Annotated in this window: 26 protein-coding genes and 1 other RNA gene; 17 read left to right on the top strand and 10 right to left on the bottom strand. The window is 37.2% G+C overall.

Translation table 11 applies throughout. From position 1 onward, the window contains the following. The 3 genes from ACFX4X_RS22180 to ACFX4X_RS22170 form a co-directional block, all read left to right on the top strand. Positions 1-191 (top strand): IS3 family transposase (locus tag ACFX4X_RS22180; protein WP_377386516.1); only part of this gene is annotated, 191 nt, incomplete at its 5' end. 130 nt (positions 192-321) lie between these two features. After that, positions 322-633, top strand: coding sequence for a DUF3888 domain-containing protein (locus ACFX4X_RS22175; protein ID WP_377386522.1), 312 nt, complete (start codon positions 322-324; stop codon positions 631-633). A 202-nt stretch (positions 634-835) separates the two neighbouring features. After that, positions 836-1,960 carry a baseplate J/gp47 family protein gene (locus ACFX4X_RS22170; protein ID WP_377386513.1) on the top strand — a complete coding sequence of 375 codons (1,125 nt, stop codon included), beginning with the start codon at positions 836-838 and terminating at the stop codon, positions 1,958-1,960. 139 nt (positions 1,961-2,099) lie between these two features. On the opposite strand, the gene ACFX4X_RS22165 is transcribed toward ACFX4X_RS22170, so the two are convergent. Continuing rightward, positions 2,100-2,639: an ECF transporter S component gene (locus ACFX4X_RS22165; protein WP_096340597.1), complete on the bottom strand. Its 540-nt coding sequence runs from the start codon at positions 2,637-2,639 to the stop codon at positions 2,100-2,102. 209 nt (positions 2,640-2,848) lie between these two features. Between ACFX4X_RS22165 and ACFX4X_RS22160 the strand changes: the two genes are divergently transcribed. Together ACFX4X_RS22160 and ACFX4X_RS22155 are read left to right on the top strand one after the other, a co-directional pair. After that, on the top strand, positions 2,849-3,697 hold the full coding sequence (locus ACFX4X_RS22160) for a pyridoxamine kinase (protein ID WP_053346497.1): 849 nt from the start codon (positions 2,849-2,851) through the stop codon (positions 3,695-3,697). 508 nt (positions 3,698-4,205) lie between these two features. Next, entirely contained in the window at positions 4,206-4,358 is a 153-nt protein-coding gene (locus ACFX4X_RS22155; protein ID WP_377386509.1) for a hypothetical protein, read from the top strand. A 98-nt stretch (positions 4,359-4,456) separates the two neighbouring features. Here ACFX4X_RS22155 and ACFX4X_RS22150 read toward each other — a convergent pair whose 3' ends face one another. Beyond that, positions 4,457-4,672: a helix-turn-helix domain-containing protein gene (locus ACFX4X_RS22150; RefSeq protein ID WP_252280903.1), complete on the bottom strand. Its 216-nt coding sequence runs from the start codon at positions 4,670-4,672 to the stop codon at positions 4,457-4,459. A gap of 198 nt (positions 4,673-4,870) precedes the next feature. Here ACFX4X_RS22150 and ACFX4X_RS22145 point away from each other — a divergent pair, with 198 nt between their 5' ends. Beyond that, entirely contained in the window at positions 4,871-5,164 is a 294-nt protein-coding gene (locus tag ACFX4X_RS22145) for a hypothetical protein (protein ID WP_377386506.1), read from the top strand. Between the two features lie 256 nt (positions 5,165-5,420). Here ACFX4X_RS22145 and ACFX4X_RS22140 read toward each other — a convergent pair whose 3' ends face one another. Further along, on the bottom strand, positions 5,421-6,482 hold the full coding sequence (locus ACFX4X_RS22140; protein ID WP_377386503.1) for a DUF3900 domain-containing protein: 1,062 nt from the start codon (positions 6,480-6,482) through the stop codon (positions 5,421-5,423). Between the two features lie 330 nt (positions 6,483-6,812). On the opposite strand from ACFX4X_RS22140, the gene ACFX4X_RS22135 reads away from it, so the two are divergent. Further along, complete coding sequence (locus tag ACFX4X_RS22135) at positions 6,813-8,111, top strand: protoglobin domain-containing protein (protein ID WP_377386500.1); 1,299 nt, start codon at positions 6,813-6,815, stop codon at positions 8,109-8,111. Positions 8,112-8,426: 315 nt separating this feature from the next. On the opposite strand, the gene tatA is transcribed toward ACFX4X_RS22135, so the two are convergent. Next, entirely contained in the window at positions 8,427-8,633 is a 207-nt protein-coding gene (gene tatA / locus ACFX4X_RS22130; protein WP_377386497.1) for a twin-arginine translocase TatA/TatE family subunit, read from the bottom strand. Between the two features lie 342 nt (positions 8,634-8,975). On the opposite strand from tatA, the gene ssrS reads away from it, so the two are divergent. The 3 genes from ssrS to ACFX4X_RS22115 all read left to right on the top strand — a co-directional run bounded on the left by ssrS (position 8,976) and on the right by ACFX4X_RS22115 (position 10,837). Then, positions 8,976-9,163: non-coding RNA, 6S RNA (gene ssrS / locus ACFX4X_RS22125), on the top strand. 307 nt (positions 9,164-9,470) lie between these two features. Continuing rightward, the gene (locus tag ACFX4X_RS22120) at positions 9,471-9,734 is read left to right on the top strand and encodes an MFS transporter (RefSeq protein WP_377386494.1); all 264 of its coding nucleotides are present in this window, start codon (positions 9,471-9,473) and stop codon (positions 9,732-9,734) included. After that, positions 9,620-10,837: an MFS transporter gene (locus ACFX4X_RS22115; protein WP_377386491.1), complete on the top strand. Its 1,218-nt coding sequence runs from the start codon at positions 9,620-9,622 to the stop codon at positions 10,835-10,837. Before ACFX4X_RS22120 ends, ACFX4X_RS22115 begins: the two co-directional genes overlap by 115 nt. Before the next feature lie 863 nt (positions 10,838-11,700). Here ACFX4X_RS22115 and ACFX4X_RS22110 read toward each other — a convergent pair. Next, a complete protein-coding gene (locus tag ACFX4X_RS22110; RefSeq protein ID WP_377386488.1) occupies positions 11,701-12,027 on the bottom strand; it encodes a YnfA family protein in 327 nt (108 codons plus the stop codon). A gap of 296 nt (positions 12,028-12,323) precedes the next feature. Here ACFX4X_RS22110 and ACFX4X_RS22105 point away from each other — a divergent pair, with 296 nt between their 5' ends. Next, positions 12,324-13,277: a DMT family transporter gene (locus ACFX4X_RS22105; RefSeq protein WP_377386485.1), complete on the top strand. Its 954-nt coding sequence runs from the start codon at positions 12,324-12,326 to the stop codon at positions 13,275-13,277. 344 nt (positions 13,278-13,621) lie between these two features. On the opposite strand, the gene ACFX4X_RS22100 is transcribed toward ACFX4X_RS22105, so the two are convergent. After that, a complete protein-coding gene (locus ACFX4X_RS22100) occupies positions 13,622-14,707 on the bottom strand; it encodes an MBL fold metallo-hydrolase (RefSeq protein WP_377386482.1) in 1,086 nt (361 codons plus the stop codon). Between the two features lie 316 nt (positions 14,708-15,023). Here ACFX4X_RS22100 and ACFX4X_RS22095 point away from each other — a divergent pair, with 316 nt between their 5' ends. Together ACFX4X_RS22095 and ACFX4X_RS22090 are read left to right on the top strand one after the other, a co-directional pair. Next, complete coding sequence (locus ACFX4X_RS22095; protein ID WP_377386519.1) at positions 15,024-15,770, top strand: type II toxin-antitoxin system SpoIISA family toxin; 747 nt, start codon at positions 15,024-15,026, stop codon at positions 15,768-15,770. Then, positions 15,767-15,943 (top strand): hypothetical protein, encoded by a 177-nt coding sequence (locus ACFX4X_RS22090; RefSeq protein WP_155727305.1) that lies wholly within the window; start codon positions 15,767-15,769, stop codon positions 15,941-15,943. The genes ACFX4X_RS22095 and ACFX4X_RS22090 overlap by 4 nt, the downstream gene beginning before the upstream one ends. A gap of 283 nt (positions 15,944-16,226) precedes the next feature. On the opposite strand, the gene ACFX4X_RS22085 is transcribed toward ACFX4X_RS22090, so the two are convergent. After that, complete coding sequence (locus ACFX4X_RS22085; RefSeq protein ID WP_377386479.1) at positions 16,227-17,186, bottom strand: sensor domain-containing diguanylate cyclase; 960 nt, start codon at positions 17,184-17,186, stop codon at positions 16,227-16,229. A gap of 632 nt (positions 17,187-17,818) precedes the next feature. Between ACFX4X_RS22085 and ACFX4X_RS22080 the strand changes: the two genes are divergently transcribed. Then, the gene (locus ACFX4X_RS22080; protein WP_377386476.1) at positions 17,819-20,389 is read left to right on the top strand and encodes a DEAD/DEAH box helicase; all 2,571 of its coding nucleotides are present in this window, start codon (positions 17,819-17,821) and stop codon (positions 20,387-20,389) included. Positions 20,390-20,473: 84 nt separating this feature from the next. Here the strand turns inward: ACFX4X_RS22080 and ACFX4X_RS22075 are convergent, their stop codons facing one another. After that, positions 20,474-20,680, bottom strand: coding sequence for a YqaE/Pmp3 family membrane protein (locus ACFX4X_RS22075; protein ID WP_089362325.1), 207 nt, complete (start codon positions 20,678-20,680; stop codon positions 20,474-20,476). 331 nt (positions 20,681-21,011) lie between these two features. Between ACFX4X_RS22075 and ACFX4X_RS22070 the strand changes: the two genes are divergently transcribed. Beyond that, positions 21,012-21,683: a hypothetical protein gene (locus ACFX4X_RS22070; protein WP_377386473.1), complete on the top strand. Its 672-nt coding sequence runs from the start codon at positions 21,012-21,014 to the stop codon at positions 21,681-21,683. A 127-nt stretch (positions 21,684-21,810) separates the two neighbouring features. Here the strand turns inward: ACFX4X_RS22070 and ACFX4X_RS22065 are convergent, their stop codons facing one another. After that, entirely contained in the window at positions 21,811-22,119 is a 309-nt protein-coding gene (locus tag ACFX4X_RS22065) for a hypothetical protein (RefSeq protein WP_377386470.1), read from the bottom strand. Positions 22,120-22,329: 210 nt separating this feature from the next. Beyond that, on the bottom strand, positions 22,330-22,662 hold the full coding sequence (locus tag ACFX4X_RS22060) for a four-helix bundle copper-binding protein (protein WP_061463148.1): 333 nt from the start codon (positions 22,660-22,662) through the stop codon (positions 22,330-22,332). A 171-nt stretch (positions 22,663-22,833) separates the two neighbouring features. Between ACFX4X_RS22060 and ACFX4X_RS22055 the strand changes: the two genes are divergently transcribed. After that, positions 22,834-23,205 carry a DUF948 domain-containing protein gene (locus ACFX4X_RS22055; RefSeq protein ID WP_061463149.1) on the top strand — a complete coding sequence of 124 codons (372 nt, stop codon included), beginning with the start codon at positions 22,834-22,836 and terminating at the stop codon, positions 23,203-23,205. A gap of 96 nt (positions 23,206-23,301) precedes the next feature. Continuing rightward, complete coding sequence (locus tag ACFX4X_RS22050; RefSeq protein ID WP_061463150.1) at positions 23,302-23,667, top strand: DUF948 domain-containing protein; 366 nt, start codon at positions 23,302-23,304, stop codon at positions 23,665-23,667. Positions 23,668-23,749: the final 82 nt, after the last annotated feature.

Here is a 23,749-nt window from a genome sequence, read left to right as displayed (position 1 = left end):
CGGTGGCAGAAGCAACATTTAAGATACTAAAAACAGAATTAATCAACGGAACGAACTTTCTGACCCTTGAACAACTCGCTCTTGAACTTTTCGATTATGTCAATTGGTACAATAATATTCGGTCCCACAGCACACTTGGCTACTTAAGTCCGGTGGCTTATCGAAACTTAGCCCTTAAAAAAGTTGTTTGATTTAGTGTTGACATACCAAGATATCATAATACCCCCAGAACGAAAATTTTGTGCATCTTACTCGTTTTTCTCGTTTTGGGGTAACTCGTTATTGTTAGCTTGATGATGATGTGGCTGTACCCCTAAAACAATAAATGAAGCTGATACGGAACTATGTGAAACGCTTAAATATGCACTTATAAATAGTCTGAGACAACCAGTAGATAAAGCAATTGCTGAAATTTATAAAGATGATAAAGATGCACCAAGTAATCTTACTTGGGCTTCGTATGACACAGAAATACTCAAAATTAAGCAACTTTATGGAGTTGGTGGCGGATATGAGATAACTCTAAAAGTTCACCCTTATTATGATGCTCATAATAGTTATGGAATAGATGAGGTTGTTGTAGATACAAGGGGTGAGTTAATAAATTATAAGCACATAAAAACATATCCTTGAACTTCAACTAACGGATGCGGTCTTCATTAAGAAGGATCGCTTTTTTTATGGAACTAACGGGGCAGGATAGTTCCACAAGCACAGTGTATTCATACTGTACGGTAGGCAAGTTGTCAGAAAGTATTTTTGGTAATATTTCAATTGATATAATCATGCGCAAAGAAGACGGGGAAATTGTGGAGCTGGAGGGAGTTGAAATTTAATGGCATGGGGACTTTCGGAAAAAGGGTTTAACCGCCCTAATCAAGCAGACTTGAAAGAAGAAATTGATCAAAAACAAAAGGAACTGTTTGGTGAAGATGTGAACTTATCATATAAAAGCCCTAATGGTATCATCAGTGGTCTATTATCATGGATACTTGCAAAGGTATGGGAATTGGCAGAAAAGGTGTATCATAGCGGACATCCTTCGGAAGCAGTAGACAAAAACCTAGATTACTTGACTAGTTACTTTTTGACTTCAAGGAACCCGGAATTATATGCAGAGGGAACTGTTGATTTCACAGGAACTCCAAATTATACAGTTGTTGGTGGGACTAGATTCGAAACCGAAACAGGAGTAGATTATGCATTAAAAGAAGATGCGTTATTGAATTCATCTGGAATAGGTACGGGGTCAGTTGTAAGTCTTACAGCTGGTTTAATCGGCAACACATTACCTGGAACAATTACCGTACAAAGTGAACCGAGCTCAAACATTGAAACAGTAATAAACTCTGAAGCTATTACAGGCGGGAGAGAAAAAGAAACAGATATTGAATTAAGAAAAAGGTTGTTGGAAACAAACGGGATAAAAGGGTATGCAACACCTAACAGCATTGTTTCAGCCGTGCAAAACGTTTTAGGCGTAAGGGCTGCAAACATTCATAATAACAATACAAACGTAACAGTGAACGGAACACCGCCTAATAGTTATCAAGTGTATGTATTGGGTGGGAATGGTCAAGAAATCGCAGAAGCTATTTTTGACAAGGGTCCTGCGGGTATTGAGCCATACGGCACATCTTCCTTTCAAGTATTGGATATGAGTGGTGTTTCTCATAAAGTTTCCTATACACCAGCTAATACAGTTAATGTTTTTGCGAGCGTGAATTTAACAACTGATAACACATTTCAGAGTTCAAATATAACTGAGGTAAAAGATACAATTGTTCGATTTATCGGTGGTACAGTAGGCGATGGATCTATTTATACTGGCTTGAATATCGACAAATTAGGCACGATAGCTTTATTTTCTGCATTGGCAAATGATGAAGAAGGGAAACAAATGGAATTAGATAAAATGAGAGCTCACGTTAAAAGACTTAAGAATGAAAAAAAGAAATAGATAAAGTCTTGTCGTGTTCATCTAGTTTACCCTCTGCATGCAGAGTACCGATAAAAAGGGAAGCAAACAAAACATAGCCCCCAAATACACCATCCATGTAGTATTTGGGGGCTACTTGACGTTTACCTTTATAGCGAATTTACTTAAAATAAGGAACCTTTTTCAAAGCCACACAAACTGGAACGGCAACGATAATTCCTAATATATTTTGAACGAGATCTCCAGGTATCGAAGCTAAAGGTGCAATCCAATTACCGTATAGAATCCCTTCACCAATATAATAAACAGCTATCATAAATGGAATGGAAACGATTGTTGCTATTACATTGAAAGCAATGCTAGTACCGTTGCGACCCTTTGACCAAGCGATTTTACCAACTATATATCCTTGCAAACCACGCGCCACAATGGTGATAGGTGCCCACAATGTCCACCCTCCAACTATATCAAATAACCCCATTCCTATCGCACCAGCAAGAGCTGCTTTTTTAGGACCAAATAAAATAGATGCAATAAAAAGCATAGCTGTTCCTAGATGAACTAACCCTCCATTTGCGGCAATTGGCAGTTTAATATTCAAAAAGAAAGTAGATAGGAACACGAGTGCAATCAACATTGCGGTAATAATTAAATCCATAGTTTTTTGACTTGACCTTGAATAACTTTGTGTATTTTGCATATCTGTAAACCTTCCTAACTAGAATTTTCCTATGATTTTAGCAAAAGACTGGTGTCTATAAAAGTGTCAATTTATTAAAAAACTATGAGGTCAGTTGATAAAAAATACAGATATTATACGTATTGAAAAGAGAGAGGAGATGACTGTTTTTAGCTGATTTATGATAAGATAAATAAAGTTTAAAGTGGATAGGCCATATGGAGGTTATTATGAAAAAAGTTGCTGTACTACAGGATTTATCATCTTTTGGAAAATGTTCATTAACAGCTGCAATTCCGGTTCTTTCGGTCATGGGCGTGCAGGCATGCCCTTTACCAACGGCCATATTGACTGCGCAAACCGGATATCCAAGTTTTTTTTGTGAAGATTTTACATCCAAAATGAAATACTTCATAGAAGAATGGAGCAAGCTTAATGTAACCTTTGATGGAATCTATACCGGCTTCGTTACTGGTGAAGAGCAAATTAATAATATTTTCCATTTTTTAGATAAATTTTATACAAAAGAAACCATTTTACTTGTTGATCCAGTAATGGGGGATATAGGAGAAGTCTATAAACTTTTTACCGATGAATTACTGGTACTTATGAGAGAACTGGTGAAGCGTGCAGATGTCATTACACCAAATGTTACAGAGTGCTGTTTATTAACCGGATTGTCTTATGAAAAGCTACATAGCTATTCAAACGAAGAGGACTATATTAAAGCGATAGAAGAAGCAGGGAATATGTTGCAGCAAGAAACGGGAGCTCAGGTTATCATCACTGGAATGAATCCACCGTCAGCAGATTCAGAGAAGCAGTTTATCGGAAATATGTATTTGGACGGAAGTAGAACCTTTTATAGTGCGACGCAGTATAACGGTGAAAGCTATTCAGGTACTGGTGATTTATTTGCATCTGTGATTATGGGAAGCATGATGCGTGGAGAGAACCTAGAAAAATCCGTACAGCTCGCAGTGGCATTCCTGACAGAGGCTATCAATGATTCCTCCTTGGAGCAAATTCCTAAAGTAGAAGGAGTTAACTTCGAAAAATATTTACGAATGTTATTATGAATGCTTTAAAAAATGGAAAAAATAGAGTAACAAAAGCTCGGCTTTTTGACTAACCGAGCTTTTTGTATAAATCAAATAGTACTTATATTTTGCTGAATATTGTAAAAAATCACTTAAATAATAAGGAAACTTTCTATTTACCTCACAACAGCCAGTATTTATGTTCGTTAAAGTTTGAAAATATTTAACTTCCATAGACCTTTACAAAGATGAAGAAAAATTACTTGAAGAAAAAACAATATTATCTACAATCGAGGAATTAGAAGCTCTATTTCCTGATAAGGATAGATTAGAAATAATAAAGAAAATGCGTCAATTAGGTTGCTTAGAAAAATGCAAAAATTCCCTGGAGAGCAAAAACAAATAAAGTAGATAGACCACCCTGTAAAATTACATTAGAAAATGAGCCTAATATGGAATTAATGGGTAAGGCATTCACTAAGTTATATTTTGATTTATTAAAAAAGGGTAAACTTGACGATAAACCTTTTCTGGATGAGAAATCAAAATGAAAGAAAATAAGAAGCTACAAAAAAAAGTTATCCCAGAAGAAACGGTAGTATTTCTTAATAAACCAAATATTACACAAATGGCTAAAATGATTATCAATATTTACGATAGAAATCAACAGGAAATAAAAACAAAAAAAGCTAAGGATTAAACCTTAGCTCAATGAAGTGGAATAAAGAAAAAGAAAAGCTAGTGATAATAACAATATCTACAATAAAATTCCATTTTATACAAGAAGCCACCAGTCATTTAAGATTGGTGGTTTTCTTCTTTTACATGAGCAATTATATCCTCGATTTCACAATGAAGTACATCACAGATTTCATTAAGAACTTTCATTGATACAAATTCATCTTTTCCTATCTTAGCCAATGTAGATGATGAAATTTTAGTTTGTTTCTGTAAATCAACCTTACTTATTTTACGTTTGTGTAGTGTAGCCATTAGGGGTGCATAGGTGAACATGTAACCCACTCCTTTAGGTTTATATTGAATATCTTTAGTTTAGTGTACCATAGCTTTTAAAAAAAATATAAAACTTTTTCGAATTGGTGTTGACACCCATATTTGGTAAATGGTATATTAGCTTTACAAAAACGAAGCAATAATTCGAGAAAACAGACATAAGATTCGATATAACAAAACAAAGGGAGCGGTTAAGGGATGACAAATCAGACAGTAGCAGTAGAAGGTAAAGAAATGGTAAGAGAATCTTTCGGAGTATTCAAAAACTTGGGCATTGAACTTAACTTTAACCAAAATTCGGACAACCAAAAACAAGCACTAATTGAAGCGTTATATAAACTTGAAGGAATCTCTACTATTGAAATGAAAATTACATTAAACGATGGAACAGTCATTGAGCCTAACATAAACAATTGGAATCACAAATGCGAAAATATCTCAGTTTTCGATGAAGCAGATGACTACATGGATTACAGTTCAATGTTTTTATAAAACCTTGCGATCTCGTAACATTTAAAAGTAGGCGAAAAGATGAAAAGTTATGACTCCATTCTAAACGAGTGGGGTTTTTATAATTTACAGAGAAAAAATAAACGCTTGCTTAAAATGAGAAAAAAATAAAACTACTAACGTAAGTTAGTAGCTAGATATAAGAGTATTAATAGTATTTTAAGGTCGAAAATTGATCACATAACTGCTCGCATTTTTGCTCACAAATCATCAAATATTCGTGTGACTCGGGCTATTATCAACTTTTATTTATGATTTTTTCTATCAGTAGTTGTAAATCATCCGGTCTATGAAACTCAATCGGCGAAACGCCTTTATCGAATTCTATTGTATCGGCTTCAATCATTAATACATACTTCCCATTAATCTTTCCTAAATGGATGCTGTCGCCGAAATCGGCTAACAGTCCTTTGATGGATGTACTGCCTAGCCTCATTCGCAGTTCGGCTTCAGGTGTATGCTCGACAATCTGGGCTGTGGCTTCGACGACCTGGTGGGTTTCAAGGCGTTCCTGGATTTCCCTTTTTTCGCTTGTTTCCCAGATTTCCAGGTCCTGTTCGAATTTGTGCAATTCGTCACTGTTTTCTTCGAATTGTGCGGATACATGTTCATGGACCATGTGGATGACCTGGTTTTTCATGATTTCTGGCATCGATTCGCCATATTCGACGAATTTCAAAAAGTCCTCGAAGTAGCGGGCATGTGAGGCCTGGTGGATTTTCAGTTCGCCTTCTTCGACCATACCTTCTTCGGGCATGTAGGGGTATTGAATGGATTTCATATTTTTAGTGGTGATTGCCATTTCAACGTGCCTAATCAGGGTCCGTTCATCCGAAATGGAAGCAACTTTCGGCTCGAAATCACATTTTAATAAGAAAACGAATGGTTCATCGAGATATTTCGATAATTTAGCCGATGCGATTATGAAGACACCGCCACGGACGGCACTTGTATCAATATAAGACCGCGTGAATTGTTCATTTTCCTCTTGGAATTCTTCTTTCGTTTTAGCGTATCGAACCCGGTTAAATACATTGTAATTAGGGTTGGAATCAAGTGCATGGCCTTCTTCGACAATGAAAGAACCGATTTTGGTCGGTATTTGTTCAGTTTTTGGATGACGGTCCACTTTTCGTTTGGAAATCTTCATCAATTCCCCATCCAAAAAATCCTTTAGTGGACTTTCTTCGTATTCTTCAGTATCAAGGGTTTGAAAATGTTTAAAACGTTTATCAGCCTGATCGCCTTTTCCTTCGACTTGGATTAAATAAAAAGACAGATAGGTAATAGTAAAATCCATGAATGTCACCTTCTTCAATTATTAAGCATAATTCCCGTACTTTTTTAAGACTTAATAAGTATAGAGATGTACGGTGATTCCGTCAAACTATTGGCGTGAATAATAGAATGATTTTGGTGCATTATTTCAAAATCATACTTATAGAAAAATAGGGATAATGTTAAAACTCCACAAGACCAAAATAAAGGATTACAGGAAATACTCCATAAACGGTTAATCTAATAGGTAAAATGAACTGCAAAATAAAAATATATTTTAAAGTAGTTTAGATTAACAGCCTTAATGTCGAAATAGTATATATGGGTAGATAAATTGGAGGGCAATTCAATCATGAAAAGTATATGGAGATACAGACAAAAGATAGATGCTATAGACTATATGCAATTTAAGGAACAAGTCGGTATAAATATCACTGAATTTCCGAGCGTATTGACTCAAGTGGACATGATTCATTTGACGATCGGGGATTTATGTTTTATTCGGTCTTTACAAGATGAAGTAAAAGAACATTTGAGCCAAATTATAGAAAATTTTTATAAAAATCTAAAAAATGAATCCTCTTTAATGAAAATCATTTCGGAAAATAGTTCTGTTGATAGGTTGAAAAAGACGCTTCATCGTCATATGTTCGAAATGTTCAGTGGTACAATTGATGATGCGTATATCAAACAGCGTTATGTCATCGCACAAGTACATGTGCGAATAGGACTGCAGCCAAAATGGTATATGAGTGCTTTTCAAGATTTACTGCAATCATTAATCATTCATGTAATTTCCAATATTAAGAATACTGAGCAATATCAGAATAACATTCTGGCTATCACCAAAATTTTCAATTTAGAGCAGCAAATCGTTTTAGAGGCATATGAGCTTGAAAATGAAAAGATGCGTATAAAAAACCAAGAAGAAAAAGAAACGATTAAACTGCAGGTGAATCATAATGCAGAAGAATTGGCAGCAATCAGTCAAGAGACAAGTTCAGCGACTCAATTAATGGCAAATAAGGTAGTCGAAATTCATGATTTCACTCAAAAGGGTTCGGACATTGCGATAGAGACAGAGGGAAAATCGAATGAAGGCGTTGAACTGTTACAAGGATTAGAGAAGAGATTGGCAAAAACACAGGAGCAAATGACGCTCATCTCAAAAGATATGGAACAGCTATCCAATACATCAAAGGAAATCGGACGAATTGTCACGATAATCACTTCAATTGCAGAACAAACGAATTTGTTGGCATTGAATGCAGCGATCGAAGCGGCAAGAGCGGGTGAAAATGGTAGAGGATTTGCGGTTGTAGCCGGTGAGGTAAGGAAGCTTTCGGAAAATACCAAAGAATCAATTTCGGAAGTAGTGAAACTCGTTAGTGGCATTGCTCATTTTACTAATGTTATGAATACATCTATTTCAATGGTTAGCGGGGAGATTACTAAAGGCACGGAACAAGGTAAAGAAACGAGCATATTTTTTACCGATATCGCAAAGGCCATGCTTTCAGTAAAAGAGCAGAATATTAAAATCACCAAGGAAATGACTGAACTGAATGTTATATTCGAGGAAATTAATGAAGCGTTCAATCAAGTGGCCGTTTCCTCGGATCAATTGACTCAATTAACGATGAACTTGTAGAAGTTCATAAGGTTTGTTAGAAGGAACATCTTAAAGTGGCTTATGTGATAGTATTTTATATTTTAATAAACAACTCGATAGAATATTTTGATAAAAAAACCTCAAAGCAATTATGGAATAAGGATTATCATTTCATTATTTAATCGGGTGTTTAATTAATCTCTTGAAAAAATATAGGTTTAATGTTATATTAATAAAGCGATGAGCTAATTTGTGTAAGCCGAAGAACTAGCTTTTAGCTAAACGTCGGGATGTGGCCTGACGGTTCTACGCCTCAAACGCATCAAAGACGCCTGCTGCGTGCAGGCGTCTTTTTCATTTTAGCGATTCTTTTCTTGCAGCTTGAACGTCATCCTTGAATTCCTCTTGAATTTCTTCTGTTATTCCCTTTGTTGCATCCTTGAACTCCCTAAGCGAGGTGCCAACTGCCCGTCCGATTTGCGGAAGCTTATTCGGTCCAAAAACAATTAAAGCTAAAATAAGAATTAAAATTAAACCAGGAAAACCAATGTTTGAAAACATTACTAGTCACTCCAATCAAATCTGATAGTTAATATTATAGACTCCTGACAAGTATTTGCAAATGTTATCTACTATTAATTGTAATGTTCAACATCATAAATTAGACTTCTGTTAGACAAGCATTTTAAATTTATTTTGTCCTATTTTATCTTGCACATTATATCTAAAAATCTTTCCTGCCTATCTTAGCCAATGCAATATATAAAATTAATATGTGAAGAGTGTCGCTTTTGGTTTTTTCCGTATAGGCCTGCAGCTTATTTCGCTCGTGTTACATGAAAAATTTTATTGCTTGGGAATGATTAAACTTGCAAGATTGAAGGTATTTAGGTATTATAACTATACAAGCTGCGTTGTTCGTAATGATAATTAAGTTTTAACCTTTAAGCTGTAATAGGGAGTTTTACATCGAAACAGGAATGTTATGCCTCGTCACTGACTTGGACAACAGGATTGTTTTTGCAAACACCCACTTTGAGGAGTGGTGGTTTAAAACTTTCTTACTTGAATACGGCAATGGCGGCTTATATTTTTAAAATTAGAAACCAGTTCCGATTTGGGGCTGGTTTTTTGTTGTTTTTACTAATGTTCAGAGTGTTGTAGATAGATACACGAATGGGTATTGTCAGAAAAATTAAAATGTAAGGACCCACGATTTATGAATAATATGTGAAAGTTTTTATTGAAATATCTGATAATTAGCTATTATAATAATAATTAGATAACTCGGTTCACTATTTATATAAAATTATGGTGTGTCGATATTTTTTTAATAATTACGTAAGCGCTATCATTTGGATGGAGTTACTGCAGTCACCTTAGGGAGGAGAAAATTTTATGGCTAGTATTAACACAACCGAGGTAATTAGCAACAGTAAATTTAACCGCTTTCATTTTGGGTTGCTGGCATGGTGTTTTATAATAATCCTTTTTGATGGCTATGACCTTGTCGTTTACGGAACGGTCGTCCCGGTATTGACGGAGGAGTGGAACCTAACTTCCGTGGAAGCGGGGGCTATGGGCAGCTATGGTCTATTTGGAATGATGTTCGGGGCGATCTTCTTTGGTACATTGGCAGATCGGATTGGCAGAAAAAATTAATAGCGATTTCGCTGATTTTATTTAGTTTATTTACACTTTTATGTGGATTTGCGAACACGCCTACCATGTTTTCGACTTTCCGATTTTTGGCGGGATTAGGGCTTGGGGGCATCATGCCGAACGTCATTGCCTTATTGACGGATTATGTACCGAAAACGATGCGGAGCATGGTCGTTTCGGTCGTTTTGTGCGGATATTCATTCGGAGGGATGCTTGCCCCGATACTGGGTATCTTGTTTATGCCGATCCTAGGTTGGGAGTCAATATTCTGGTTTGCGGGAATACCACTGTTATTTTTACCCTTCATGATGAAGCGTTTACCAGAGGCTTCTACGCATCTGATCAGAGTTGACAGAAAAGAAGAATTGATCAGGATATTATCCAAGGTAAGTCCTGAGAGCAATTTCGACATCAGGGACGAAATTGCAGAAGTGAAAAAAACTGATACGAATATGCCGATTGTTGGATTGTTTAAGGGGGCCCGTACTCTAAGCACCATGATGTTCTGGATCGCCTTTTTCATGTGTCTATTGATGGTATATGGATTGAATACATGGCTTCCCAAGCTAATGATCGAGGCAGGGTATGCGCTGAATTCAAGTTTAGGTTTCTTGATCGTTCTGCAGGGGGGAGCTATCATTGGCACGCTGATAATCGCTAAACTTTGTGATCGTTATGGATCCAAGAAAATGCTTGTGCCGATGTATGCGCTTGGGGCAGTCAGTTTGACGCTATTGGGAATGGGCGGAAGTTCCTTCATGATTTACACCTTGGTAGCGATTGCAGGTGCCTGTACCATTGGTGCCCAAAACCTTGTACAAGCCTATGTTTCACAATACTACCCACCAAATATTAGATCGACTGCATTAGGTGTTGCATCTGGAATCGGAAGGATCGGCGGTATGCTAGGACCTATACTCGGCGGATTTTTATTGTCCATCTCGCTGCCCATCCAATTGAATTTCATTGCCTTTGCCATTCCAGGTCTGATAGCAGCGGTTGCTTTATCATTCGTTCCAGTGAAAATGGCATATTACAAAAATGATCATTCGGAACCAAATGAAGAAATAGTGGTAGAATCCGATAAAATGAATGTTTTGTAAAAGTCAAATGCATGAAATGGAATGCATGGATACCCTCGCCGTCATTTCATGCTCATTCGTTTTTGAGGGCTTCTGTTGGAGGAGTCATGATTCCGGTATTTATACGTTTTAGTAACGATTTTGGTGGAATTGTTCGCCCTGACCTTAGAGGGAAAAGATCGAAAGGATAAAGTTTCTTAAATGTTCATAATTTCGCAATGCAATTCACTCCATTATATAAAGAATAAATGTTAGAATGATTGTACGGATAATTAATTCCTCCTTGAAGTGGAGCGAACTAGAAATTAATCTCATCTTTTGAGAGGAGTCATTACTTTGAAATTTTTAAAGCACATAATTTTTTGGTTATGCATTATAGGTACATTATTCTCTATGATATATTTCTTCATAGCGGAGATTCCGTTATATATTAAATTATTAGGCGCAGCTATCATCCTTTATCTTGGTTATGATCTAATAACCGAATCTAAGAAAAGAAAGCGTAAGGAAGCCTTAGATGCTTAATATTATAATCGTAAACGCCCTCTTTTGATAAGAGGGCGTTTTTTATGCAGGTGTCGGCAGTGTTGGGGGATAGCATCATTTCAGCAGTGGGAATTTGGTTCATAACGATAATTTCAGCAATATGACTGTAAGCAGGCAGGAAAAGAAATTGTTCTAACGTACCCTAATCGAAAGCAGCTAATAAGCTTGCTTTAAGGCATGAGATGAATTCTACAAATAGGCGATCTATTGCCTATAGGGTTGGGTGGGGAATTATTGAAGGGGAAAGGCTGGTAAAGCTACTTGGATATTAGTAAAACGGCCAAACACCTAGTGAAGGTTTTAGTGAGGAATTAAAGGGCTAAGGCCCTTTCATTTTTTTACTGTCTAGGTCCCCATATAATGACTGAAACCCCGACTAAACAGATTGCAGCTCCAATCCAATCATATAGATCAGGAGTTTTCTTATCGATGCCCCATCCCCATAAAACCGATAAAACAATGAAAACCCCGCCATATGCAGCGTATACCCGTCCAAAGGTAGGGAACGTTTGGAAAGTTGCTATGATACCGTATAATACCAGCCCAAACCCTCCGGCTAACCCTAGATAAATGGATTTACCCTCTCTTAACCAAAGCCAAATTAGGTAGCCACCACCAATTTCGGCTAGGCCTGCCATTAGGAATACTATTGTAGTAACAAACATTTATGTATACCTCTCTTTCTCGTTGAATTTTATCATACTTAGCAATGTTCTAAAGTGTAGACTTTTGAAGAAAAAGTGAATATGGACCGAAAGTTACATGGATCATCACCGTTAAAGCATGAAAATGATCCTTCTTTAATATGATATTGTTATGCATGATTGATCTATGAAGAATTGTAGCTTTCAATAGAATTTAAGCCATCATCATCTTTTAACTCTAACTTGGGTTGCAAGTCAGATACAAAGGGTACTATACCTAAAAGGAAATATAGTAATCTAGTTGAGGAGTTGCATCCATGAAATCCCGAACATTTGTATGCATGTTAGCCCTATTTCATTCATGTATTGTCGGCCTATCTTTCTTATTCACGAAAATGGCGATTGCAGAATCGAATCCGCTTGATACTTTGGCGTTCCGATTCATGGTTTCTTTCGCCATCATTTTATTCCTTGTCGCCTTTAAAGTCATTAAGTTGAACTATTCCTGGGAGTCGGCTAAAAATCTGGTTCCACTATCCTTGCTATTCCCCACTCTTTTCTTTACCTTTCAAACATTCGGACTTAAGTATTCGCAATCCACCGATGCTGGAATTCTGTCTGCCGTCACCCCAATTCTAACATTAATGATAGCTGGATATTTCCTTAAGGAGAAAACATCTTTATATCAAAAACTTTCGATTGTCTTGTCGGTAGTTGGGGTCATTTTTATTTTTGTGATGAAAGGGAGCACGATCAATTTTTCCGACATGCTTGGGATGGTGTTGATTCTGCTCTCCTGTATTGCTACTGCATGTTATACAACGATGACCCGTTCGCTTGCCAAGGACTATACACCAGGTGAAATGTCCTTTTTCATGATGGGAACAGGCTTTGTCATTTTTAACGTTGCCGCGCTCGTTACCCATTTAAAACAAGCAACAATGCCGGAATTCTTTACACCATGGTCAAGCATGGAATTCATCAGTTCCATTTTGTATTTGGGAATATTGGCTTCATTGGTCACTTCGTTATTATCCAATACGATTTTATCAAAAATCAAAGCATCTCAAATGAGTGTATTTGCAAATCTTTCCACGGTTGTCACGATTGCAGCGGGAGCTCTCATTCTTGATGAAAATATAACAATCTACGATATTATGGGGTCAGTACTAATCATTTTAGGTGTAATAGGGACGAATTATTTTGAAGGGGAGAAAGAGCATACGATAAAAGTGAATCTTGAATATAAAGAGGAACAAAGTGTGAAATGAATGAAAATGGTCCATCCTAATAGGAATGGACCATTCAGACTGTAGGCAAACTTGAACTGCCCGTAAATGTTAACCAAACTAGCATTTACGGGGTGTTTTTTTATGGCTTGTACAATTTGAATGTTGATTTCCACTCCAGGCACTTTCGCGGGCGGTCTCCCTAGACTCGCTTTTCTAAGCAGGAGTCCCGCAGAGCCGTTCTAATCAACTTTGTTACAAAACTTAGATAGAAATCATACCTGAAGAGTTGTAGGTATTGCTTTGAGTCAGTTGGTTCGGGAACATCATTTGATAAAAGATACGTTTTCCGAACCCCTTTTTTCTACAAACTGAATGGTCCATTTTCATTTCCACCATATTGTTTGCGGGAAATCTGCTGAACCGATCAATACTTGCTCGCCCAGTTGAGGTGTGCAGACTTGGACGGCAAGATCATTGGCAGCTTTTGTTACCCGTTCTATCGGATCTGTCCAATCATGAAAAGACAATGTGAACCCAGCCCAATGAATGGGAATCATCAGTTTTCCTTGTACATCGATGTGTGCTTGAACAGTTTCCTCAGGCATCATATGGATGGTTGACCAGCGCTCATCATATTGGCCGCATTCCATTAAAGTTAAATCAAAAGGACCGTATTTTTCGCCGATATCTTTAAAATGGCTACCATATCCACTATCACCGCTGAAAAATACCTTTTCACGTTTTCCATTAATTACCCAAGAACACCACAATGTCGTATTGCCATCGGTTAAACTCCTTCCAGAAAAATGCCTTGCAGGTGTACAAACAAATTTCAAATCCTTGAATGAAACTTCATCCCACCAATTATGTTCCTGGATCAGTTCTTGTTTAACGCCCCATCTTTCAAGGTGTCCACCGACACCCAGTGGAACAATGAACTGACCGACCTTATCTTTTATTTTCTTTATTGAGAAATAATCCAGATGATCGTAATGGTCATGTGAGAGCAGGACGGCATCGATAGGAGGCAGTGAATCTAAATCAACAGGCAATTCCCCGCTAAACCGCTTATTCCCAAACCAAGGAAACGGAGTGGGTGCTTTGCCAAACATCGGATCCACCAAAATGGTTTTCCCGTCTATCTCCAACATGAATGCAGAATGACCAAACCAGGTGACCTTATTGGAATCCACAGATACAGGTTCTTTTGTTCCAATTCCGATAGGATGGTCTGGCCTTCTTTTTGGATTGCCTTTTATGTAATCCCGTAAAATGGAACCGGTATGTTTAAAACTCATCGATTGACTAGCAGGGATCTGATTGTGGAATTTCCCATTGGCAAAATTCTCTTTAGTAGTGAAACTTCGCACTTTTTCTTTGTTTGTCCGCCTCCCCAGCGGAGGATAGAGGTTAAGGAAAAGTAACACTAGTATAATAGAAGAAATGATGATCTTTATAATTTTCAGCATGAATTATGTTCCTCCCATATTAATCAGACCTTTCGTTAACTTATCATATCACAGAATTTGTATGGTTATTTACTGCGATATCCCACAAGAAAAATGATATAGATTTACCCTCCTGAGAACAGGTGTTGCTGCTTGGTGAAATCGATGATTCATATAGTGGAAATTCCCTTTGGGAGGAGTGTTTTGAAAACTCATGACCAGTGTTTAAGTTTCACCCGCCCCAGGCAGGGAAAAGGGGTATATATAATGAATAATATAGAGAGCGGATATGGGATATAACAGCCGTATGAATGGTAGGGGGATAAAACGATTGTTAATGTTTTTCAGAGTCTTTGTATGGGTAGTATTTATTGCTTTATTAGCATATGTCATTCTTTCTTGGAAATATAAAGATAGGGTAAGTAAAAGGATTGAAGCGATTCGAAAAACCTGGTATGTCATTTTTATATTAGGAGCATTGATTTATTGGAATTTCTATCCGATGAGTATATTTAACGAATGGAAAAACTTCTTGATTATGGCTATTGTATTTATCCTGATAGATATGTTTGTGTTCTTGAGCATGTATATATCCAAAATTGGCGATAATGAATTGTCCTATGCAACAAAAGCCGTTGCGGAAAGTGACAAACTTTTAACGGATAATAGGGAAAAGGTCAAGAATATGTTTCATCTCCTTAAAAAAGAAGGAATTCCTGAGTATTATCAAACGAATAAGGAATACTTGGCTTATTTGAGCATTCTCCTTCAAGCTTATGCCGTAAAAGAAGGGATGAACGTGAAAATCCTTCCTTTCAAAACGGAACAGGACAAGCAATTGGTGATAAATGGGCATCCGAACTTGAATGGCAGTACCATTCGTGCTACATTGGAAAGAGAAGATACGTATTATAATGATGAAGAAAAAATGGCTCTGCAGCCAGTAAGTATATTGATGGAATCCTATATCCTTGACGTTAAATCAGAAAGCTTCGTTTCAGAAGTCGATTGTTTATTAATAGCATTATTAATCATGATGTTCGATATGGTCATAAAACAAAACCCGGGTGGTGAAGATAAATGAGCATTTATGATAAAGCCGGCAGTGAAGTGTCAGTTGCCGTAATCAAACCACAGGTGAAAATACCCGACGTAGGTTTGAGTCCCCATACTAAAAAGGTGATGAAACAAAACGAACGCATTATCCTAAAACAAAAAGAAAAAGCTGCACGCTTCAGCCGGTTAAAAAGTGTTTAATAAGAATCAAGGCAGAGGTTTTCCTTTGCCTTATGATATTTAATGGAAAGCCCGCATATACTATTCAAAACTAAAGGAATAGGAAGGGTCTTTCAGGATATGAACAAAAAACCCGAGAGAGTTAACATCCCGGCCCCCTCGGCTTCACCATCCGAGAAACGGATACATAAGGAAAATGCTGATCTTCTCAAGCTGTTGCAAAGGCTTAAAGCTAAACGTTGGATTTTTTTAAGGTAAAAGTCAAAGCCAGTCTCTAAGGAGAACTGGTTTTTTTATTTTTCAATCACAGCGGGTGAAAGTATTGAATATTCTTTCGACCTAACTCTTTAGCTGTATACATCGTACGATCAGCTTTTTTCAAAAGTGACTCCATTTCCGTACCATTATGAGGATAAAAGCTTATCCCTATGCTAACTGATACAAAATAATCATTTCCTTTAATGGGAATGGGCATTGTGGATAATTGGTTTAATATTAATTCTGCGTTTTGCTGTGTGCTTTTCATTAAATCCTCACAATGCGATGGATGTAATAATACAATGAATTCATCTCCACCTATACGTGCCACATGACTCCCGCGGGGGACGGTTTGCAAAAGACATTCAGCCGCTTTTTTTATAACGTCGTCTCCAGCATCATGACCAAAGGAATCATTGAAAAATTTAAAATGATCAAGATCGATGTAAAGAATGGCCATTTCATCGTTTGTTTTATCGTCATGAAAATCAAAATAATTATAAATGAAGTGCCTATTATAAAGACCTGACAAAGGATCTCTGATTATCCCATCTTCAAGAATGATGGCTTGACTAATCAAAGCTGCCAAAGATTTGATGAGTATCATATCATACTCCTTAAAATCATAAGGTTTAATGTCGAATGCACATAATGTACCAATGATTTCACCCTCATTTGTAAGGGGCGTTCCCATAAAACACCCATTCTCGATAAACTTCGTTACAGGGTGGCCACTAGTCAAATCATGTTTCTTTAAATTCGGGATTACGAGTGGTTCCAAGCCATTCTCAACAACTAATTTGCAATAAGCCATATTATAAGGAAGGATGTCACCTTCACAAATTAACTTAGCATTTCTATTGAAGGATTTGATCATAAAACTCTGTGTGGGATTCAATATCGAAAGAAAGAATGTATTGACATCAATGGTTTGGGCTAATAGTGCTAATACTTCTTTAGCCATAGAGTCAAAATTTTTATAATAATTGATATCTTGCTGAATCATTTTCAGGCTCCTCTTTTATCTTTAGTCTTTTTAGGTTTCCGGATGTTATTTCTCATATTGAACTAGAAAGACACAAAAGCGGAATCTGAATACCGTGACAGTTACCAGGATTTCCACTAAACTCAATTAAGGGGTTGGATTCGTTTTATTGATGGAATGTAATCGGTAAGCTGACCGTTTAATGGGCTGTTTCTATTTTTCTTAATTCAGTATGATTGTCAGTCAGTTAAAAATTGACCCTTATTTTATTTTCTGCTTTTTTTAATATCATTAAATTTCTTTTGCCTGATCTCCAAATGGCTAATCGGCTATTCGTTTCTGTATGCCGGTATGGGCATCACTTAATAACCGATATTTTCCTTTAAGTCAATAATCAGTCTATCTAACCTGTATTATACTGTACGTGAAATGGCAAGAGTACCGTTTCAGGTACAAAATTAGTATCAATTATCATATTTACCTTGGCTCGCATGAGGTTAAAGCAGCTTGGCATTTCTGTTCCTTGTCATGATTTAAGAACCACATGAATTACCTAGATAAAACGAATGTATCTGGCTCATTTAAAAAAATGTTTTGGAGAGGATAAAAGGTAAGAATAAAGTACATACAGGATAATTCAAAAGGGGATCATTATGGGAAAATTAGAAAGTATATATCCTATTGCTATAGACAATACAAAGGAAAAAATAATCCAGGATATGGATTACTTTTTAGAGAATCAAGAGACGATGCCTTCGTTTGCAACATATATATCAGACAGGGTTTCTTTTATTGAGCAAATTTGGATCAATGTTTGGTTAAATAAAGCATCAAACGATGTGCCCAGGAAGGAAAAAAAGGTGTTTCTAAGCGAAAGGGGATTTGTAACAGAAGGTTCAGATCATAAGCTGATAAATAGCATGTTCCGGAACGAATTAAAGAAGTATCGTCCTTTTGATGCCTTATCGTGGATAAAAAAATCCTTTGCTGAAAATCCAGATGATTGGGAGAAGAGATATAAAAATGCAAGGGATAACTTCACTAAGCGACAAGAAGAACAGCGGCTGGCTAAGCAACGATGGAAAATACGCGTTAGACTTCAAGAAGAGGCCAATACTTTTTTTGAAAAAAGCTCACTGCTTTTATATTTACATGTCAGGAATTATATTGCTGGAAATTTGGCAGCGGATCTTAATAATAAGCCTAAATTTCAATATGTCGATCCATACTTGCTTGAAGAACGATTGGTTGAAGAGGGGGGATTTCAAGCAGCCGAATACCTTATGGTCTCTGATTTTTTTGAAGAGCTGACAGGCGATATTCACTCGTTACACGATTGGGGAAGGAACCATTTTGAGTATGAAAATTACTTCTACCGGTATGAAAGGCTAGTTTCGGATTTCATTCTGAAATTAGCCCCAGAAAAGTACTTGAACCAATTACCTGTTGCACTGCATCATGATTTTTTGGAGTCATATGGGGAAAGGCTGACGGTTGAAGACCTTCAAGGTATATTAAGGGATGAATTGGCTGATTTGTCTCAGGCCTGTTTTGATGAACTTCAGGAAGAATACCTTTCTGATTTACTGAGCCTTGAAGGAATTCCTTTTAATGAAACATTGCACGAACAAATATTTGAAAAGGACGAGGCGAACAGAGAAAGAAGAAAAGCTGAAGTATTGGCAGAGCAGGCAAAGAAGCTGGCTGAAGAGCAAAGGATGATTGATGACATTATCGGAAAGGCCTATACTCCATCATTAGGGAAAAAAGTTAGGTATGTTTTGCATATCGGAGAGACCAATACCGGGAAGACACATAAGGCCCTACAAAAAATGAAAGAAGCGAAAAGCGGTTTGTATCTGGCGCCCCTTAGACTACTAGCCCTCGAAGTGTTTGATAAATTAAATGCGGATGGTGTTCCTTGTTCATTAAAAACCGGTGAAGAAGAAAAGGCAGTTGCGGGTGCTAATCATGTTTCCAGCACAGTTGAAATGTTTCATGAAAAAGACTACCATGAAGTGATCGTTATAGATGAAGCCCAAATGATTGCCGATAAAGATCGAGGCTTTTCGTGGTTTAGGGCAATCACACAAGCAAATGCGAAAGAAGTACACATTATCGGAAGCAAGAATATCAAAATGATGCTTTTGAACCTACTGAATGAAGCAGATTTAGAACTCCACGAATACAGACGTGAAATACCGCTGGAGGTAGAACAAAAGGAATTTGGATTGAAGTATACCAAAAAAGGGGATGCGCTCATTTGTTTTTCAAGAAGGCACGTACTGGAAACCGCATCCCGTCTAAAAGAGAGTGGACATAATGTCAGCATGATATACGGCAGTATGCCACCTGAAAACAGAAAACGGCAAATAGAGTTATTCAATCGCGGTGAAACTTCAGTGGTTGTAGCCACAGATGCGATAGGAATGGGATTGAACTTGCCAATCCGACGCATCGTCTTTCTTGAAAATGAAAAATTCGACGGGACTCGAAGAAGAAGATTGACTTCTCAAGAAATCAAACAAATCGCAGGTCGAGCAGGGAGAAAAGGGATTTACGATACTGGCAAGGTGGCATTTACAGCAGAGATTAAAATCATGAATAAGTTGTTGGAACAAGTAGATGAGCCAGTTCATACCTTCACTATTGCCCCAACCTCGGCTGTATTTGAACGTTTTCAAAAGTATTACAGGAATCTAGGAACATTTTTCGAAATGTGGGAGAGGTTCGAGCCTCCTAAAGGCACGAAAAAGGCATCACTATCGGAAGAAAGGGAGCTTTACGAGCTTATACGGGATACTGAAATTGAAGCGCGTTTTTCCTTAATGGATTTATATGGATTCTTGCATATCCCTTTTTCAGCGAAAGAACCAAGTCTGATCAAGCAGTGGCTGGAAACGGTCGAAGCGATTGCCGAGAGCAGTGAACTTCCTGAACCGATCATCAAGACTAAAAATCTGGAGGAACTGGAGCTTTCTTATAAAGCGATAGGCCTTCATCTATTATTTTTATATCGGATGGGTAAGAGGACTGAAACTGTTTACTGGGAGCGTATCCGTGAAGAAATCAGTGAGGGCGTTCATGATCAGTTAAAAGACGAAATGTTGAATTATCAAAAAAAATGCAAGCGCTGTGGAAAAAAGTTGCCGGATGACTCCCGTTTTCATATATGTGATGCTTGTTACCACAGAGGGCATAGGAAGTCACACAGATTCAACTAAACTGAAATTTTTCCAATATTGAGCAACCCGAATAAAGAACACCTTTGGTGTAGGTATTCGGGTTGTAATCTGTTGAATATATACTCAGTCATTCCGTTTCGCTTTAGCAATAAGTGATGCTTGCTGCTTCATACGTTTATCAGCTTTTTTATCATGCACCACTAAGATGGCATGAATTAAACCAGGTACGTAAAAAATTAGTGTGAGGATTAAATTAAACAAAGCCTGAATGGGTTTACCCGCTAATAATACGGCTAAGGGGGGGAAAAGAATCGCGATTAAATATAGAATAATAAACACTCTCCAAAATTAAGATTTTCATCTGAACTTTACGACTTGACAATCTACAAGTAATACTAGCATTACTTGAAGTGTAAAGCTACCGTTCCATTTTCCTGATGATACCCCTTGCTATTGCCTTGATAAATATATGCCCGGGTGTCCGCTTCATACCCAACCGACATGCTGTCTTTAAAGATATATTTTTTGAGGGATTCTTTATCTTGGATTAAGCATGAGGTGGCTGGCTTAGGAAAAGGAAAATATCGTTTTTGCAGGTAGTGGGCAAAGTACGTCTTTTTGTATTAGAATAATCAGAAAACTGACTGAAAGCGGGAAATTCATGAGAAAAAAGATAGGCTGTTTGCATGCACACTATACAAATATTGAATATATAGAAAAAGCCTTCTCGAAATTTGATATTGAATGGCTTCATTTTGTAGATCCAGGCTTGATGCAAAGGGTGGCATCGGATGTAAAGTTTAAGTATTCGGATGCTCAAAAAATGGTTAAAGAACAAGTCGAATGGATTGCCGAATGTAAAGTGGATGCCATCCTGATAACCTGTACGAATTACATCGCCTTTTTAAACGAAGAACAACTCTCCTTACCCATGCCTATCATTAAAATCGATGAACCATATTTTGAACAAATTTGCCAATTGCGGCAACCGCAAGTCATATTATTCACGAACCCTGCTACTGTCGAAGGAACTGTCAAACGTTTAAATGCACATGCTGAAAAATATGAGTGTGTGGATTTTGAAGTAATCATCATCGACAATACGTTTGAATTCATTATGCAGGGATTGGGTGAAAAATATAACCAGGAAATCGTTAAGTTCCTGCACCACTTTAATAGTGGGGAAAGACCGCTGTCGGTGGCGCAATTATCAATGGTTGAAGCAGCTCAACGTTATGAGTTTCAGACAGGAAACACAGTTTTAAATCCATTGCATGCATTAGTTGATTCCATGATCGTTCAACTAGAACTAAGTTCATTGAGTGGTCCTTGAATCAAATGATTTCTGCTGCCGCATGAACGGAATGTTTTTTAATTTCAAAAAAATGTATTTGTATATAGAAGAAAATAAAAAAATCCCTGTATGATCTGGTTAAATCCCAGTGCAGGGATTTTTTTTATTATTCCTTTGTGCGGATTTGTTCACGGATGTTTTCAAGTTCTTCAAGGGATAGAGCTGTCAGGGAATTTTTTATTTCTTCTTCGACCCGTTTTCGATCAAGCTCCCTATATGCGCTCCACCAATCCCGCAGCCCTTCGGTGTTTTCGAGAAGATACTCTATATCAATTTCTTCTTGCTCATCATCTGATAAATATCGCATGACTGCACCTAATAATCGATTGAGTTTGGCTAATTCACTTTCCTTATCAGGTGAAGCGGGGGTATCTTTCACTTCTAAATCAGCTTTAGCCGCATTTCGAGGTGTCATAATATCCTCCTGTTTTTAATACTAGTGTGCCTAAAAATGGCGGTTTTCAATATATGTCTTTGGTATTTTTATAAATTTCATCTTTAAAAAATTTCAACATATACCTCGCTAGAATATATAAATTATATCATCATCCTTAAATAGATTTAACAAAGTAATGGGTAGGTAAAGGGGAAGTAAAATAAAAGGAATAGCTTAGTGCTATTCCTTTCATAAAGCGGCTAATTTTATGCATTCTTCTGCGCATCTAAAGCATGCCTCAGCACATTTTTGACAATGTTCATGATCGTGATTTTTACATTCGTTCCCGCAGTTTTCACAGATCTTGGCACAAACTTCAGCCAACTCTGAAATAAACGGTGTACCTCTTCCTATCGCCTGTTCTAAATAAGAGCAAAAATCCGCACATTCCCGATCCAAGCGAATGCACTCCACCATCATGTTTACTTGATCTTCTTTTAAGCATGCGTCGTAACAATGATTACACGCAGTCATACAATCATTTAAAGTTTGGATAACAGATGAATAATTCTCATGTGACATGAACAAATCTCCTCCTAAATATGGTCTCTCCCTACTATTATCCTTTATACTATCCTTTAAACTTCTTTTAGGTTAAGGTGAATGGCTCTATAAAACTGACCGGACACGTGAAAGGCTTTAGGGAATTAATGGAAGGGGCAGTGCATAAATTTAAATGAAAGGAGTGGATATATGAAAATGTTTATTAAATTAAGTGTGGCCAGTGTCTCCGGAGCCGTCGTGTATTTGATATATAATGTCAACCAGACGCTGCGTAAAGGAATGGGAACGCTCGAAGAAACAAATAAGACACTGGAAGAGGTAAGAAATGCGGTACATGGATTGACGCAAGAGTCCAAACAATTGATCCACTCTGCCAATCAAATTACAGCGGATGTAAAAGGGAAGATGGAAAATGTCGATCCATTGCTAGAATCAGCTCAAGATGTTGGGGAAATGATTCATAATGTAACCAATTCCATGAAAGAAGCCAGTTTGGAAGGCCGCCCTAAGGATTTATCCACTCGAACTGAAGCTGAGGGGGTTCAAATAATAATCAAATAGTATCATCATTTATCACTAAAAAACAGGCACCCCGGGATTCACTAACCTATTTAAAGTAATCGTTTCTACTATTTAATATAGAGGGGGAGCTTTATCTTGATAATTCAATATAGTGTGGCTGCGATCGCTTTAGCCTTCATTTGGTTGGTCGTATTTTTAATTAGTACTCTTCAAAAGGGAATGGTCACGATAGGAGAAGCCAATCAAACATTGGTTGAGGTGAGAAATGCCATCCACGATTTGTCCGGCGAATCGAAACAATTATTGCAAACTGCAAATGAAATCACCGACGATGTAAAAACTAAAATAAAAACGGTTGAACCATTATTGGATTCTGCTCAAGATGTTGGTGAAGCGATACATTCAGTTACAGACTCTGTTAAAAAAGCCACTAACGGCTTCCGGACAGAGTTTTCCCAGAAAAAAATCAATGCTATCAAACCCAAAAGCCAATTTAGATAATAAGATCATAATAAAAGGCTCTTTTCGTAAAGATTGTTGTTTTTAAAACGAAACTATTTAAGGTTGATTGGAGCGGAAGTGC

The organism is Peribacillus sp. YIM B13481, assembly GCF_042787985.1.
In the GTDB taxonomy this organism is placed as follows: Bacteria; Bacillota; Bacilli; order Bacillales; family DSM-1321; genus Peribacillus; species Peribacillus simplex_A.
This window is presented reverse-complemented; position numbering and strand designations above follow the sequence as displayed.